At 66.8% G+C, this 13,611-nt stretch carries 15 protein-coding genes; 1 reads left to right on the forward strand and 14 read right to left on the reverse strand.

Annotated features, from left to right (window positions below; translation table 11 throughout):
- Nucleotides 1–7 precede the first annotated feature (7 nt).
- The 8 genes from fliM to fliF form a co-directional block, all read right to left on the reverse strand.
- Nucleotides 8–991 carry a flagellar motor switch protein FliM gene (fliM, locus tag QPK27_RS01825; protein ID WP_290416484.1) on the reverse strand — a complete coding sequence of 328 codons (984 nt, stop codon included), beginning with the start codon at nucleotides 989–991 and terminating at the stop codon, nucleotides 8–10.
- Nucleotides 992–1,015: 24 nt separating this feature from the next.
- Nucleotides 1,016–1,537: a flagellar basal body-associated protein FliL gene (gene fliL, locus QPK27_RS01830; protein WP_290416485.1), complete on the reverse strand. Its 522-nt coding sequence runs from the start codon at nucleotides 1,535–1,537 to the stop codon at nucleotides 1,016–1,018.
- 369 nt (nucleotides 1,538–1,906) lie between these two features.
- A complete protein-coding gene (locus QPK27_RS01835; RefSeq protein WP_290416486.1) occupies nucleotides 1,907–3,196 on the reverse strand; it encodes a flagellar hook-length control protein FliK in 1,290 nt (429 codons plus the stop codon).
- Nucleotides 3,197–3,235: 39 nt separating this feature from the next.
- Nucleotides 3,236–3,679 carry a flagellar export protein FliJ gene (fliJ, locus tag QPK27_RS01840; protein ID WP_290416487.1) on the reverse strand — a complete coding sequence of 148 codons (444 nt, stop codon included), beginning with the start codon at nucleotides 3,677–3,679 and terminating at the stop codon, nucleotides 3,236–3,238.
- 40 nt (nucleotides 3,680–3,719) lie between these two features.
- On the reverse strand, nucleotides 3,720–5,132 hold the full coding sequence (gene fliI / locus QPK27_RS01845) for a flagellar protein export ATPase FliI (protein WP_374046993.1): 1,413 nt from the start codon (nucleotides 5,130–5,132) through the stop codon (nucleotides 3,720–3,722).
- A 2-nt stretch (nucleotides 5,133–5,134) separates the two neighbouring features.
- The gene (fliH, locus tag QPK27_RS01850) at nucleotides 5,135–5,851 is read right to left on the reverse strand and encodes a flagellar assembly protein FliH (RefSeq protein WP_290416488.1); all 717 of its coding nucleotides are present in this window, start codon (nucleotides 5,849–5,851) and stop codon (nucleotides 5,135–5,137) included.
- Nucleotides 5,851–6,855, reverse strand: coding sequence for a flagellar motor switch protein FliG (fliG, locus tag QPK27_RS01855; protein ID WP_290416489.1), 1,005 nt, complete (start codon nucleotides 6,853–6,855; stop codon nucleotides 5,851–5,853). The genes fliH and fliG overlap by 1 nt, the downstream gene beginning before the upstream one ends.
- Nucleotides 6,848–8,551 carry a flagellar basal-body MS-ring/collar protein FliF gene (gene fliF, locus QPK27_RS01860; RefSeq protein ID WP_290416490.1) on the reverse strand — a complete coding sequence of 568 codons (1,704 nt, stop codon included), beginning with the start codon at nucleotides 8,549–8,551 and terminating at the stop codon, nucleotides 6,848–6,850. Before fliF ends, fliG begins: the two co-directional genes overlap by 8 nt.
- A 197-nt stretch (nucleotides 8,552–8,748) precedes the next feature.
- Here fliF and fliE point away from each other — a divergent pair, with 197 nt between their 5' ends.
- The gene (fliE, locus tag QPK27_RS01865) at nucleotides 8,749–9,120 is read left to right on the forward strand and encodes a flagellar hook-basal body complex protein FliE (RefSeq protein ID WP_290416491.1); all 372 of its coding nucleotides are present in this window, start codon (nucleotides 8,749–8,751) and stop codon (nucleotides 9,118–9,120) included.
- Between the two features lie 27 nt (nucleotides 9,121–9,147).
- Here the strand turns inward: fliE and sugE are convergent, their stop codons facing one another.
- From sugE to QPK27_RS01895, 6 genes are all read right to left on the reverse strand, one after another.
- Nucleotides 9,148–9,468, reverse strand: coding sequence for a quaternary ammonium compound efflux SMR transporter SugE (sugE, locus tag QPK27_RS01870; protein ID WP_290416492.1), 321 nt, complete (start codon nucleotides 9,466–9,468; stop codon nucleotides 9,148–9,150).
- Nucleotides 9,469–9,605: 137 nt separating this feature from the next.
- Nucleotides 9,606–10,055 (reverse strand): Rrf2 family transcriptional regulator, encoded by a 450-nt coding sequence (locus QPK27_RS01875; RefSeq protein ID WP_290416493.1) that lies wholly within the window; start codon nucleotides 10,053–10,055, stop codon nucleotides 9,606–9,608.
- Between the two features lie 44 nt (nucleotides 10,056–10,099).
- A complete protein-coding gene (locus tag QPK27_RS01880) occupies nucleotides 10,100–11,233 on the reverse strand; it encodes an HD domain-containing phosphohydrolase (RefSeq protein ID WP_290416494.1) in 1,134 nt (377 codons plus the stop codon).
- A 38-nt stretch (nucleotides 11,234–11,271) separates the two neighbouring features.
- Complete coding sequence (locus QPK27_RS01885) at nucleotides 11,272–12,021, reverse strand: flagellar brake protein (RefSeq protein WP_290416495.1); 750 nt, start codon at nucleotides 12,019–12,021, stop codon at nucleotides 11,272–11,274.
- A 2-nt stretch (nucleotides 12,022–12,023) separates the two neighbouring features.
- The gene (locus QPK27_RS01890) at nucleotides 12,024–12,413 is read right to left on the reverse strand and encodes an EscU/YscU/HrcU family type III secretion system export apparatus switch protein (protein WP_290416496.1); all 390 of its coding nucleotides are present in this window, start codon (nucleotides 12,411–12,413) and stop codon (nucleotides 12,024–12,026) included.
- Nucleotides 12,406–13,584 (reverse strand): flagellar hook-length control protein FliK, encoded by a 1,179-nt coding sequence (locus tag QPK27_RS01895; RefSeq protein WP_290416497.1) that lies wholly within the window; start codon nucleotides 13,582–13,584, stop codon nucleotides 12,406–12,408. The genes QPK27_RS01890 and QPK27_RS01895 overlap by 8 nt, the downstream gene beginning before the upstream one ends.
- Nucleotides 13,585–13,611: the final 27 nt, after the last annotated feature.

Consider the following 13,611-nt stretch of genomic DNA (forward strand, 5'->3'; position numbering starts at 1 on the left):
TTACCTGTTACTTGCTGAACGTGTCGCTATTGGCGAGCAGCTTCTCGACCTTGAGCGCGTACTGGCCGTTGTTGACGCCGTAGCTGCACTCGATCACCGGCACCCCGTCCACCGTGGCCTCCAGCATTTCCGGCACCACCAGCGGGATCACGTCGCCCACCTTCATGTTCAGGATCTCGTCGAAATTGGCCTTGCCGTGGCCCAGCACCGCGACCAGCTCGACCTCGGCCACCTGGATCTGCTGCGTCAACAGGCGCACCCAGCGCTTGTCGACTTCCAGCGCCTCGCCCTGGATGCTCGAGGTCAGCGCATCGCGGATCGGCTCGATCATCGAGTAGGGCATGCAGAAGTGGATCTGGCCCGATACAGAACCGAGCTCGACCGTGAAGGTGCACGACACCACCACCTCGTTCGGGGTCGCGATGTTGGCGAACTGGGTGTTCATCTCGGAACGGATGTACTCGAACTCGATCGGGTACACCGGCTCCCACGACTTGCCGTAGGCCTCGAACACGATGTCGAGGATGCGCATGATGATGCGCTGCTCGGTCTGGGTAAAGTCGCGGCCCTCGACGCGGGTATGGAAGCGCCCGTCGCCGCCGAACAGGTTGTCCACCAGCAGGAACACCAGGCCCGGATCGAACACCATCAGGGCGGTGCCGCGCAGCGGCTTCATGTGGATCAGGTTGAGGTTGGTCGGGACCACCAGGTTGCGGATGAATTCGCTGTACTTGGAGACCCGCACCGAGCCCACCGAGACTTCCGCGCTGCGGCGCAGGAAGTTGAACAGGCCGACCCGCAGATACCTGGCGAAACGCTCGTTGATGATCTCGAGCGTCGGCATGCGGCCGCGCACGATGCGTTCCTGCGTTGCCAGGTTATAGGTGCGGACCCCCGAGGTGTCTTCAGGCGTCGCAATGTCGTCCTGATCGCCGTTGACCCCTTTTAAGAGGGCATCGACTTCTTCCTGGGAGAGGAAATTATCGGCCATGGTGCTTGCTATCGTCGAGTGCGTTTACTGGATGATAAACGAAGTAAATAATACGTCGGACACTTCCTGTTCGTCGCCATCTTTCTCGAAGGGCTCGGTCACCGTTTCCTTGATCTCGGTGGCGAGCTGCTGCTTGCCTTGCACGGTATTGATCTCAGACGCTTTTTTGCCCGACAGCAGGAGCAGCACGCGGTTGCGCACCACCGCCATATTGTCCTTGACCAGGGTGGCCTGTTCGGCGCCGGCCACCTGCAGGGTGAACTGTACCTGCAGGTATTGCTCGCCGTTTTCCGGCTGCAGGTTGACGGTGAAGGCTTCCACCGGCACGTATTCGGGCTTGGCTTCAGGATCTTTCTTTTTCTTTTTCTTGTGTTCCTTGGCCGGCGCTTCTTCTTCGCCATGCGCGGCCTGCGACTGGCTGAAATACCAGCCGCCGCCCGCACCCGCGCCAAGCACGAGAATGGCGGCGAGGATCATGATGATGAGCTTTTTCTTCGAGCCGGCTGGCGCCGCTGCTGCCGCGTCCGCTTTCGGATCAGCCTTCATTTTCGGATTCGCTTTCAAGATAGGTCGGTGTGAGCTGGTTGATTGGGTGGGACAACATTATGCATTGTCGCGGAAAGATGCGGTGGGGCAAGCTTTGAACAGAGGGGAGAAGAGGGGGTAATTTGGGGGTTGTGGAGAGGGCGTGGAAAGATCGTAATCTCGTGGCTATGCCGTCGCTCTCAACCTTGTTGTTAGCCTAAAAACCGTCATTCCCGCGCAGGCGGGAATCCAAGTTCTTCCTGCAGCCACTAGCGCAAACCATAGTGGCTGAGCACAGAAACTTGGATCCCCGCCTGCGCGGGGATGACGGTCTTCAGGGTGGTGGATATGGTTGAGTTAGCTAGCGATCACGAGGAAATCCCGAGGCGATTACGCAAACAAGTCGACCATCCCGCGGTCACCCAGCGCCACGGTGCGCGTCGCGCGCGGCGCCACTTCATTCACGGCCACCTCGCCCTGGCCGGTCCCGGCGAGACCATTCCCGCCACCATTGCCGTTACCGCCCTCGGCACGGCGCTCGTTATTCTGCGAACCCTGCTGGTTGGCCGCACCGGCGTCCACCGTTGCATTGCCCAGCGCGATGCCGCTCTCGCTCATCATCTCGCGCAGGCGCGGCATGGCGTTTTCAAGCGCCTGGCGTACCTCGAGCTGCTGCGACGAGAAGGCGACCGTGGCCTGGTCGTTGCTGACGTTCAGCACCACCTGCACCGGACCGAGATCCGGCGGGTTCAGGGTCAGGGTGGCGGCTTGTTCCTTGCCGATCATGTACACGATGCGCTGGCTGACCTGGTTGTCCCAGGCCTGGGTGCCGACCCGGGCCGGGATACGGTCGCCGGTGGCGGCCGGATTCTGCACCTCGGCCAGCTTGGTAGCCTGGGCTTGCAGCTGGGCCAGCGGCGGCGCGGCTTCTTCGGCGGCGGCCGGCACAGCCTGCTGGGCTTCGCGCAGGTGGGCGCCGAACTGGGCGGCGTCCTGCTGGCCATCCTGGCCTTGCAGGGCCACTTCCTGCTGCGCAGCGACCGCATCGGTGGCGGCCGGCACCACACCGGTGGCCAGCTTGAGGCCGGCGCCACTGTCGTCGCTCGTCACTGCCGCGCCGTCGGCACCGGTGGCGCTGCCTTTCAGGTTCTTCATGGCGTTCTCGAGCGCGGTCAGTTGCGCTTCGACGGCGCTGCCGCCGGCGGCTGCATCGGTGGCGACAGCGGCATTCGCGGCCGGCTGCTGCAGGCTGGCCATGAAGGCCAGCATGTCGGTCACCGGCGTGGTCGCCGCTTCGGCCGCCTCGGCGGCCTGGGCCGCGTCGCCCGACTCTTCGGCGCTGCCCTTGCTGTCGGCCTTGGCGGTCTTGGGCGCACTGTCGGCGGCCGGCTTGGCGGCGGCCTGGTGCGCCGGCTCGCGGCTGGCGGGCTTGTCGGCCTGGGCCGGTTTGGATCCCTGCTGGGCCGGCTTAGCCTGCTGGGCCGGTGCGGGCGCTGGCGCCGGAGCGGCCGGCTGCGGCTGCTGGCGCTGGGCCAGTTCGCGCGAGAAGGTGGCGCCGAAGCCACCATTCGCGTTCGCGGCCGGCTTGTCGGCCGAGGCATTGCGCTGGGTGGCGTTATTGCCGTTCAGCGCATTCGCGCCGGACACCTGGAACGGAAGGGAATTGGTTTGCATCGTCATTGTTGGCTCAGTAATGGTCAACGGTGGGTCAACGGTGGATCAGCGCTGCTTGTAACGGGCGCCACGCGCCGCGTGGTCGTCCATCATCTTCTGGTCGCGCTTGTTCTGGATCTTGAGCGCCTCGCTCGCCGCGCGCTCGTTCAGCGTGCGGTACGACAGGCGCTTGCGCTCGCTTTCCTGCCAGGTCGCGCGTTCGGTGTTCGCCTTGTACTGGGCGTGTTTCAGCACTTCGCGCTGGCCGTTCAGGGCATTGTCCAGCTTGCCAATGAAGGCCACGAAGTTGTGGTACGCGAAGGGCGTGATGCCGGCCACCTGGGCCGCATCGAGCTTGCGTGCGTATTCGTCGCGGTAGCCGGTCAGCATCTCGAGCTTCTGTTCGGCTTCCTCGACCAGTTTCAGGGCGACGCCCAGGCGCTTGGCGGCGTCGTCGGAGTCGCGCTGCGCCAGGTCGATCAGGGTGTCTAGTGCGGAAGCTTGGGCCATAATGGATCAGATTGTACGGCCAGATGCTTCTGGGCAATCGTCAGAATAGCGAGGTAAGTCGCCCCAAGCTCTCGCCCAGCGAGGCGTTGTCGTGGATTTCCTGGCACAGGAATTCCTCGATCACGCCGTGCTTGGCGATCGCCTGGTCCAGCACCGGGTCGCTGCCGGCGGCATACGCGCCGACGTTGATCAGGTCGCGCGAGCGGTTGTAGCGCGAATACAGTTGCTTGAGCTTGCGCGCCGCCAGCTGGTGGTCGTGGGTCGTGATCGAGTGCATCGCACGCGAGATCGACTGCTCGATGTCGATCGCCGGATAGTGGCCGGCCTCGGCCAGGTGGCGATTGAGCACGATGTGGCCGTCCAGGATACCGCGCGCCGCGTCGGCGATCGGATCCTGCTGGTCGTCGCCCTCGGACAGCACGGTGTAGAAGGCCGTGATCGAACCGCCGCCTTCCAGCCCGTTGCCGGCGCGTTCCACCAGCACCGGCAATTTGGCGAACACCGAGGGCGGATAGCCCTTGGTCGCGGGCGGCTCGCCGATCGCCAGCGCGATCTCGCGCTGCGCCATCGCGTAGCGGGTCAGCGAGTCCATGATCAGCATCACGTTCTTGCCCTGGTCGCGGAAGTGCTCGGCGATCGCGGTCGCATACGCCGCGCCTTGCAGGCGCAGCAGCGGCGGGGCATCGGCCGGCGCCGCCACCACGGCCGAGCGGGCGCGGCCTTCCGGCCCCAGGATCTGGTCGATGAATTCCTTCACCTCGCGACCGCGCTCGCCGATCAGGCCGACCACGATCACTTCGGCCTCCGTGTAGCGCGCGATCATCCCCAGCAGCACGGATTTACCGACGCCGGTACCGGCGAACAGGCCCAGGCGCTGGCCGCGGCCGACGGTCAGCATGGCGTTGATGGCCCGCACGCCGACGTCGAGCGTGTCCTTGATCGGCGCCCGGTCCAGCGGATTGACGGGACGGGCGTTGAGCGGGCCGACCTCGTGGGTGCCGAGCGGGCCGAGGCCGTCGAGCGGACGGCCGGCGCCGTCGACCACGCGGCCCAGCAACTGTTCGCCGACCGGCAGGTGGCGCGCCCGGTCTTGCGGGCGGCGGCGCGAATGCGGCACGCTGCCCGGGCGCGGCAGCACGCTTTCCACCGGAAACACGCGCGAGCCGGGCACCACGCCTTCGGTGTCGCTTTGCGGCATCAGGAACAGGCGCTCACCCTCGAAGCCGACCACTTCGGCTTCGATGAAGCCCATCGCCGTCGGGATGGTGCAGGCCGCGCCCACCGCCAGGCGCAGGCCGACGCATTCCATCACCAGGCCCGCCACGCGCGTGACGCGGCCCGAGATCTGCATCGGTTCGGCGAAGCCGACCAGGGTGTCGCAGTCGGCCAGATAGGATTTCCAGCGCGCGGTGTGGCGGTCGCCGGCGCTGGCGTGCGCAGTGGATTGATCCATTGTTATTGCCCCAGCCAGTCGACGTTGGCGCCCAGCGCGTGGGTCAGGCGCTGCCAGCGCGCCTGGGCCTGGGCATCAATTTGATTGCTGGCGGTCTCGACCTTGCAGCCGCCGCGCGCGATCTGGCTGTCTTCGATGATGCGCCAGCCGCCCTTGGCCAGTTCCTCGGCCATGCCTTCGCGCACCAGCACCGCGTCCTCGGGATGCAGGGTCATGATGGCCGGCTGCTGCAGCGCCGGCAGGCGGTCGATGGCGTCGCGCACCACGTCCAGGATCAGTTCCGGACGCACGTCGAAGGCGGTGCGCACCATGCCGCGCGCCAGGCGCAGGGCCAGCTCGAGCACGTCGGCGGCGATGGTCTCGTCGGCCGCGTTGACGGCGTCGCTGAAGGTGGCGGCGATCGAACGCAGCTGTTCCAGTTCGTGCTCGGCCTGCTGCTTGCCCTGGCGCGCGCCGTCGGCGTAGCCCTCGGCATGGCCGGCGGCGCGGCCTTCTTCCAGGCCTTGCGCGTAGCCGTCCTGGCGCGCCGCTTCGCGCATCGCTTCCAGCTCTTCCACGCTCGGCAGGGCGATCTGTGGCAGGTCGATGGAAGGCGGGACGGCCGCCGCCGCCGCTTCTTGCTCCGCGATGCGCTGGGCCAGGGTGCTCGGCCGGTTGTCGCCGAACGAGGTCATTTCCCAGCGCTGATACGCGCTCTGCTGTTCTTTCGGAATAGCCATCAGACGAACGAATCCTCTCCTTTACCACCCAGCACGATCTGGCCTTCGTCGGACAGGCGGCGCACGATCTGCAGGATCTGCTTCTGCTGCGACTCGACTTCGGACAGGCGCACCGGACCTTTCGATTCCAGGTCTTCGCGCATCATCTCGCTGGCACGCTGCGACATGTTCTTGAAGATCTTCTCGCGCAGATCCTGCGAGGCGCCTTTCAGCGCCACGATCAGCATCTCGCTCTGCACTTCGCGCAGCAGCAGCTGGATGCCGCGGTCGTCGATGTCGATGATGTTGTCGAACACGAACATCTCGTCCATGATCTTCTGCGCCATGTCGTTGTCGTAGTTCTTGATGTTGTCCATCACCGCCTGTTCCTGTTCGCCGCTCATGAAGTTCAGGATCTCGGCCGCGGTGCGCACCCCGCCCAGCGACGACTTCTTGATGTGCTCATTGCCCGACAGCAGCTTGGTCAGCACGTCGTTCAGTTCGCGCAAGGCAGCCGGCTGCACGCCATCCAGGGTCGCGATGCGCAGCACCACGTCATTGCGCAGGCGCTCGGTGAAGTTTGCCAGAATCTCGCAAGCCTGGTCGCGCTCGAGGTGGACCAGGATGGTGGCGATGATCTGCGGGTGCTCGTTGCGGATCAGTTCGGCCACCGAGACCGAGTCCATCCACTTCAGGCTCTCGATGCCCGAGGCGTCCTTGCCGCCCAGGATGCGGTTGAGCAGCACGGCGGCCTTGTCATCGCCCAGCGCCTTGGTCAGCACCTGGCGGATGTATTCGTCCGAATCCAGGCCGACGGTCGAGTGCAGGTTGGTCTCTTCGACGAACTCTTCCAGCACCGTCACCACCTGGCCGTGCTGCACCGCCTTCATCTGGGCCATGGCGGCGCCGAGTTTGAGCACTTCGCGCGGGCCGAGGAACTTCATCACCTCGGCCGCTTCGGTTTCGCCCAGGGCCAGCATCAGGATGGCGGCCTTGTTGGTAGCGTCTTTGTCTTTATCACTCATTTGAACCCAACCATCCTTTGATGACGTTTGCAACGATACGCGGATCCTGTGCCGCCAGCTCTTTTGCCAGCTTCAGGTTGGCGCGGTAGCCCATGTCGCGGCGAATCTTCTCTTCTTCCTCGAGGTCTTCCTCTTCCTCTTCGGCATCGGCGGCATCGGCCTCGTCGCCATCCTTCTCGCCTTCCTCTTCTTCCTTCGGATCTTCCGGCATGGCGGTCGCTTCGTCGAACTTCTTGATCGCCGGACGCAGCAGCGGGCGCAGGAAGCGGTAGTACAGGAAAGCGATGACGGCGAACACGAAGGCGTAGCGGGCCAGGTCCTTGAACAGCGGCATGTTTGCCGGGTCACGCCACCAGTCCGGTTCTACCACCGCTTCGGCCGGCTTGTCCACACCGTCAAACGGGGCGTTGGCCACGTTCAGGGTGTCGCCGCGTGCCTGGTTGTAGCCCATCGCCTGCTTGACCAGCTCGTTGATCTGGGCCACTTCGGCCGCCGCCAGCGGGCGCACGGTGACTTTGCCGGTGGCCGGGTCGACGATGCGGCGGTAGTTCACGATCACGCCCACGGTCAGGCGCTTGATGCCGCCCATCGGACGCTGTTCGTAGCGGATGGTCTTGTCCACTTCGAAGTTGGTGGTCGAGTTCTTGGTGCTCGGACCGCTTGGCGCTGGTACTTCCGCCGGCGGCTGGCCGTCGATCGGCGCGGTGTTCACGCCCGGCGGCTGGTTCGACAGGGCGCCCGGGACACCCGATGCGCTGGCGCCGGCGCCTTGCGTTTCCGAGGTCTGCTGGCTGCGGATCGCTTGCGGCTCCGGCGGCGAATTCGGCTTGTACATCTCGGCCGCGGTATCGACCTGGGCGAAGTCCACTTCGGCGGTCGCTTCGGCGCGCACGTTGCCCTCGCCGACCAGCGGCTTGATGATCGACTCGACCTGCTTGATGATGTTCTGCTGGACCTGGTCGACGTACTTCAGCTGGGTGGCGTCGAGCATCTTGCTGTTGGCGGCCTTGTTGGCTTGCTCGGACAGCAGGGCGCCGGTCTGGTCGACCACGGTCACGTTGCTGAAGGTCAGTTCCGGCACGCTGGACGCGACCAGGTGCACGATGGCGCTGACCTGGCCCGGGTCCAGGGCGCGGCCCGGCTGCAGGGTCAGCAGCACCGACGCGGTCGGCTTCTGCTGGTCGCGCACGAACACCGACGGCTTCGGCAGCGCCAGGTGGACGCGCGCGCTCAGGACCGAACCGAGCGACTGGATCGACTGCGCCAGCTCGCCTTCCAGCGAACGCTGGTAGTTGACCTGCTCGAGGAACTGCGACACGCCCAGCTTCTGGTTTTCCATCAGTTCGAAGCCGACGTTGCCGCCTTTCGGCAAGCCTTGCGCGGCCAGCTTGAGGCGCAGGTCGGGGATCTGCTCGGCCGGGACCAGGATCGCGTTGCCGCCTTCCGAGAACTTGTACTGCACACCCATCTGGTCGAGCGAGGCGGTGATCGCACCACCGTCGCGGTCGCTGTAATTGGAGAACAGCACGCGGTATTCCGGCGCCTGGCTCCACATCCAGACGGCCACCATCAGCGCCAGGATCAGGGCCACGCCGCCGCCGATGGCGACGCGCTTGCCCATCGTGGTCTGGAAGAACGATGGTTTTTCGGTGGTTGCCGGTGGCGTATCGAGCACTTCGTCCGCGGTAGCTGCCATAGGGATGTGAATGAGGTGAAAGGTGGGAACAGCCAGCATTATGAAGCCGTGGGGCAACAATCAAATGCGGAAATAGGGGGCGTTTACCGGCCTAACTCGCGGCTGAAATCCTGACCGGCGCTGCTATTCTGGCAGCCTTGAATAGCATTGGTGGCCCTGTGTAGATTCTACAGGGCAATAACACGCAGGAGGTAGCGATGAGTATCGGCGGTATCGGCGGCATCGACAGCAGCCGCATCCAGGCCATGATGGAGCAGCTCAAGGCGGCGGCAAGCAAGCCGGCGGCGGCCCCGGTCGCCCCGGGCGCGGGCGCGCTGGGCGGGGTGGCGGAAAAGCCCGCGGTCAAGCTCGACTTCGCGCAGGCGCTGCACAACACCCTGCAGGGCGTCAGCGACCGCTCGGCCGAAGCGCAGGCATTGAGCAAGCGCTTTACCATGGGCGACGACACGGTCAGCCTGTCGGACACCATGATCGCGATGCAGAAGTCGAGCATCGCATTCCAGGCCACGGTGCAGGTGCGCAACAAGCTGGTGTCGGCGTATCACGACATCATGAACATGCAGGTGTGACGCCTGCTTGACGTGCTGGCGGCGGCGTCAGGCCGGCGTCGCCAGTTTCAGGCCGATGATGCCGGCCGCGATCAGTCCGATGCACAGCAGGCGCACCGGGCTGGCCGATTCACCGAACAGCACGATGCCGGCCAGCGCCGCGCCCACTGCGCCGATCCCGGTCCAGATCGCATATGCCGTCCCCAGCGGTAATTGCTTCATCGCGGCCGACAACAGGACAAAGCTGATCATCGCGGCCACCAGCGTGCCCACGCTCGGCCACAGGCGGCTGAAGCCATCGCTGTACTTCAGGCCCACCGCCCAGACCACTTCGAACACGCCGGCGAAAAACAGCACGATCCAAACCATCTTCTTGCTCCTTGAAAGTGAATGCCGTGATGATATGTGCATTCTTCCAAGATAAGAAGTCGGCATGGGCCGTGAGTTGCTGGAGCAAGGGCAAGCGCAGCGCATGGGGCGCCAGGAACTGCGTTTTGTGGCCGATCTCAGGCCGTCTTGCGTTGCTGCATGACCACCGACATCTCGCGCGGTGCCGGTTCCGGCAGCAGCGTGGCCAGCGTGTGACGGTCGAGTTCGGCCAGGAAGGCGGCGGTGGCGCTGCCCAGCACGCCCTTCAGGCCACAGGCCGTGACCAGGCCGCACGGTGTGCCGCCCGGGTCGAAGCACTCGGCCATGTAGAAGTCGCTCTCGCTCATGCGCACGATGGCGCCGATATTGATGTCCTTGGGAGCATGGGCCAGGCGGAAGCCGCCGTTGCGGCCGCGCACGGTCTCGATGACGCCATTGCGCGCCAGCTCGTTGACCACCTTCATCAGGTGGTTCTTCGAGATGCTGTGCAGGTCGGCGATCTCCTGGATCGTGACCAGACGGCCTGGGTTTGTGCCCAGGTGTAACAACGTGCGCAACGTATAGTCGGTAAAAGATGTCAGACGCATGATTGGTCAAGTATAACCGATCGGCGATGCCGTTCCGGCAACGGCTAGATCAGTCCACGGGTCAGCGCCCTCAAGGTGGCGCCCTGGCGCGTCGTGCAGCCGAGCTTGTCGATGATGGCGTCGGCATGCGTGCGCACGGCGCCTGTGCTCAGGCGCAGTGCACGTGCGACGTCCCTTTCTCGCTGTCCCAGGCTGACGCGGCGTAGTACGTCGGTCTCGCGCGCGGACAGAATATCGGTGGTCGCAGCCGGGCCGGTATCGATCCTGGGCACGGCGCTGGCCACTGCGCTGACCGCCCGCACGGCATCGCGGTCGAGCCGGCCGCCGGCCGCTTCGGCTTCGAGCAGGGCGAGCGCCGCCGCCGGTGCATAGGCCGGGCGCCACGGCCGCGGCGAGCGCAGCGCGACGTGGATCACGGCGCCGGCCAGCACGCGCTGGGCCATGCCCGGCCCGGCATCCTCGAGGCTGCGCGCGTACCCGCCGGCGTCCAGCCGCATCCAGGCTTGCGCGGCCAGCGCGGCTTCCTGTTCCAGTCCCGCGATGGCGCCGGCCGCGCGCGCGGTCCAGTAGGGCGCTTGCGGCATCGCGCCGCGCTCGCCGGCCGCCAGCCGGCGCGGCTGTTCCCAGACCAGATTCGGCACCGCGGCGCGGCCCAGGCCGTGCAGCAGCGCGGCGCGCACCAGCAGGCGCTGCTGCGCTTCCGGCAGACCGAGGACGGCGGCCGCGCGCTGCGCCAACACGGCCACGCGGCGCGAATGGCCGGCCAGCCACGGCAGCTTGAGTTCGACCGCGTCGGCCACCAGCGTCAGCGCGACCGAGGCCGGCAGGAAGAGGGCAGGGGCAGGCGCAGGGGCCGGGTCCGCGTGTTGTTGCGGCGCCGGCGCGGCGAGCGCTGCGCGCACCTGGCGCAGGCTGCTTTCCAGTGCGGCAGGCAGACCCATCGCGGCGGCGATTTCGCCCGCCACCTCGGCCGCGACCTGGTCCTGCAACGCGGCGCCGGCCGATACGGCTGCCGGCCGGCCCGCCCAGCGCAGCCGCGCGGCCATCGGCGTGTCTTGTGCGGCGTGTCCCAGCGGCTGCCCCAGCGCCATGGCGCCGGCAAGCGCCAGCAGGCCGACGGCCTGCTCCAGCGTCACCGCGGCGTGGCCGTGGTCGACCGGAGAGGAGAGGCGCTGCATCGCAACCGTCGAGGGCAAGGCGCGCCCGGTCAACGCGCTCAGGCCAGGCCGGCCAGGCGCGCGTTGCGCTCGCGCTCGAGCTTGGTGATGTAGCGCTGCACCGCGGCCATGCCGCCGCGCGAGATGTCGGTGAACTGCAGGCCGATGCGGCGGCTGGTCTTGTTGTTGAGCAGGGTGAGGTCGAGCGAGTTGCGGATCTCGAGCGCGGTGGCGATCGGCCCGATCTCGGGCAACTCGATGCGGCAGCCGCCGATCACGCGGCCGACCTCGGTGCCCAGCTGCAGCTTGTTGTCGAGCAGGGCGATGCCGCCGACGCTGATGTCGTGCAGCGGAAACACGCCGATGCCACCGCCGGCGTCGAGCGTCAGCGGCACCAGCGCGCGCACCGGATTGCTCACCGGCGTCGGCATGCGATAGGCTTCGCGCCGCTGCAGGCGGATCAGGGTGGGCGGGATCGCGGCCTTGAGGGCGGCGTCGCCGCGGTGGGTGGTCTCGCCCAGCTCGTCGACCGAGAACAGGATGCGGATCTTGTCGAGCGAGGTTTCGCACTTGACGCGTCCGGCAGCGACGATGCGCTCGTTCTGGGCGCGCTCGATCGAGCGGTCCAGCACGATGGCGCCGCTGTCCTCGTCGACCGCCAGGATGGTGGTGACGCAGACGTCGGATTCGCCCTTGATCAGCATGCGGATCAAGGAGTTTTTCTCGGCCAGCTGGCGCATCAGCGCCACGATCTCGCGGCGCGATCCGACTTCGTAGTCGTGCCAGTTTTCCAGTTCTGCGTCATCCATCGTTATTCTTCTGTATTTGCCGCGCCGCCGGCATCGGGAATGACGGCATCAAGCGCGCTGTCCTGTGGGAGGTGGGGTGTCGGATCGGGCGCCGCCGGCAAGGGCGTGCCGTTCTTTTTGGCCGACTCGATATGATAAAGCCAGGCCAGCAGTTCCGCAATCGCGCGGTACAGCGCCGGCGGGATCTCGCGGTCGAGGTCCACGCCCATCAGCAGCTGCACCAGCTCCTTCGATTCGTGCACGAACACGCCGGCCTCGCGCGCGCGCTGCATGATCTGCTCAGCCACCATGCCGGAACCCTTGGCCACCACCTTGGGCGCGCCGTCGCCGTGCACGCCGCCATAGGCCAGGGCGACCGCGCTCTGGCGCCGCTTGTCGAGCGAGTCAGGCATGCTTGTGCACCACCTCGTCCACCGCGTCCGCGGAGGCGCCGTCCTGGGCGCGCGCGTCGAAGCCGGCCAGCGGCGTGCCGACCGCGTCCAGCGCGCCGGCCAGGCGCGGCATCTGGCCGCGCAGCAGGTCGGCGGTGGCGTCGTCGCCGGTGGCAAAGCGCACCTGCAGCGCGCCATTCACCATGGTCAATTGGGCCTCGAGCTGGCCCAGTTCGGGAAAGCGCAGGCGCAGGCGGCTGTGCCACACCGCGCCGTCGCCGTCGCCGTCGCCATCAGAGCCTTGCTGCTGTTGCTTGTCTTCGCGCCGCACGTCCCATTCCATCGGCTGGCCCGGATACAACTGGCCCTGCCAGGCCAGCTGCGATTGCTCCTGGGTCGCCAGCTGCATGCTGATGAACTGGGCGGTGGCGGGATCCTGCGGATTCGGCCGCGCGCCGGCCTGGGCCGCCTGCTGCTGCGGTTCGCCGGCCAGGTCGGCCAGCGCCCGCCCGCCTTGCGCCCATTCGGCCACGTGCGATTCGTAGAACAGGCCGCTGTTGCCGAGCGCCTGCTGCAGGCCCTTGGCCAGCGCGGCCGGATCGGTGGCCGCCTCCGGCGTGGCCAGCAGCGGGGCGCTGCCGGCCACGGATTTCAGCACCGTGTCGGCCTTCTGCGCCGCGGCCAATACGCTGCCGAGCGTCTGTGCGGTCTTGCTGAGGGTGGTGTTCCGGGCTTCGGCGCCGCCGGCGAAGGCTTGCGCGCCGGGCGCGCCGGAGGCCAGCAGCGCCGCCGCGCGCCCGATCGCCGCGCCTTCGCGCAGGTTCAGCGGCGACTTGGCCGGATCGGCGCCGTCGGACAGGGGCGGGCCGGCTTCGCTGAACACGGCGCCGCCGCCGGCGCCGGTCTGGGCGCCGACCTGGAAGGTCGGGCGCGGATGGAGCGAGACGAGGGTAAGCGGAACATCGGCGCCGACCTGGGCGCCGGTGGGGAGTTGCATGCGCGCCTGGGTGTCGGCGAACTTGACGACGAAGCTGCCGTCGCTCAGTTTGGCCTGGACCGCGCCGTGGATCGCTTTACCCAGCAGTGGCGCGACTTCGCGCGCGAACGCCTGCTGGCGCGGATCGGCGGCCTGCTCGGCGGGCCGGGCCGGGGTGACGGGGGTAACGTTCGAGACCAGCTCGCGCGGCAGCATGGCTCAGGCCACAGGGGTAAAACGAAG

The sequence above is a fragment of the Massilia sp. YIM B02443 genome (assembly GCF_030411955.1).
Lineage (GTDB): Bacteria > Pseudomonadota > Gammaproteobacteria > Burkholderiales > Burkholderiaceae_D > Telluria.

Bases quoted from the DNA above. Each gene is read 5' to 3' on its own strand.
- fliH (WP_290416488.1), bottom strand. From the start codon at position 5,851: ATGGCTATTCCGAAAGAACAGCAGAGCGCGTATCAGCGCTGGGAAATG.
- QPK27_RS01895 (WP_290416497.1), bottom strand. From the start codon at position 13,584: ATGCTGCCGCGCGAGCTGGTCTCGAACGTTACCCCCGTCACCCCGGCC.
- QPK27_RS01885 (WP_290416495.1), bottom strand. From the start codon at position 12,021: ATGGATGACGCAGAACTGGAAAACTGGCACGACTACGAAGTCGGATCG.
- fliG (WP_290416489.1), bottom strand. From the start codon at position 6,855: ATGAGTGATAAAGACAAAGACGCTACCAACAAGGCCGCCATCCTGATG.
- fliE (WP_290416491.1), top strand. From the start codon at position 8,749: ATGAGTATCGGCGGTATCGGCGGCATCGACAGCAGCCGCATCCAGGCC.
- QPK27_RS01875 (WP_290416493.1), bottom strand. From the start codon at position 10,055: ATGCGTCTGACATCTTTTACCGACTATACGTTGCGCACGTTGTTACAC.
- fliJ (WP_290416487.1), bottom strand. From the start codon at position 3,679: ATGGCCCAAGCTTCCGCACTAGACACCCTGATCGACCTGGCGCAGCGC.
- QPK27_RS01835 (WP_290416486.1), bottom strand. From the start codon at position 3,196: ATGACGATGCAAACCAATTCCCTTCCGTTCCAGGTGTCCGGCGCGAAT.
- sugE (WP_290416492.1), bottom strand. From the start codon at position 9,468: ATGGTTTGGATCGTGCTGTTTTTCGCCGGCGTGTTCGAAGTGGTCTGG.
- QPK27_RS01890 (WP_290416496.1), bottom strand. From the start codon at position 12,413: ATGCCTGACTCGCTCGACAAGCGGCGCCAGAGCGCGGTCGCCCTGGCC.
- fliI (WP_374046993.1), bottom strand. From the start codon at position 5,132: ATGGATCAATCCACTGCGCACGCCAGCGCCGGCGACCGCCACACCGCG.
- QPK27_RS01880 (WP_290416494.1), bottom strand. From the start codon at position 11,233: ATGCAGCGCCTCTCCTCTCCGGTCGACCACGGCCACGCCGCGGTGACG.
- fliF (WP_290416490.1), bottom strand. From the start codon at position 8,551: ATGGCAGCTACCGCGGACGAAGTGCTCGATACGCCACCGGCAACCACC.
- fliL (WP_290416485.1), bottom strand. From the start codon at position 1,537: ATGAAGGCTGATCCGAAAGCGGACGCGGCAGCAGCGGCGCCAGCCGGC.
- fliM (WP_290416484.1), bottom strand. From the start codon at position 991: ATGGCCGATAATTTCCTCTCCCAGGAAGAAGTCGATGCCCTCTTAAAA.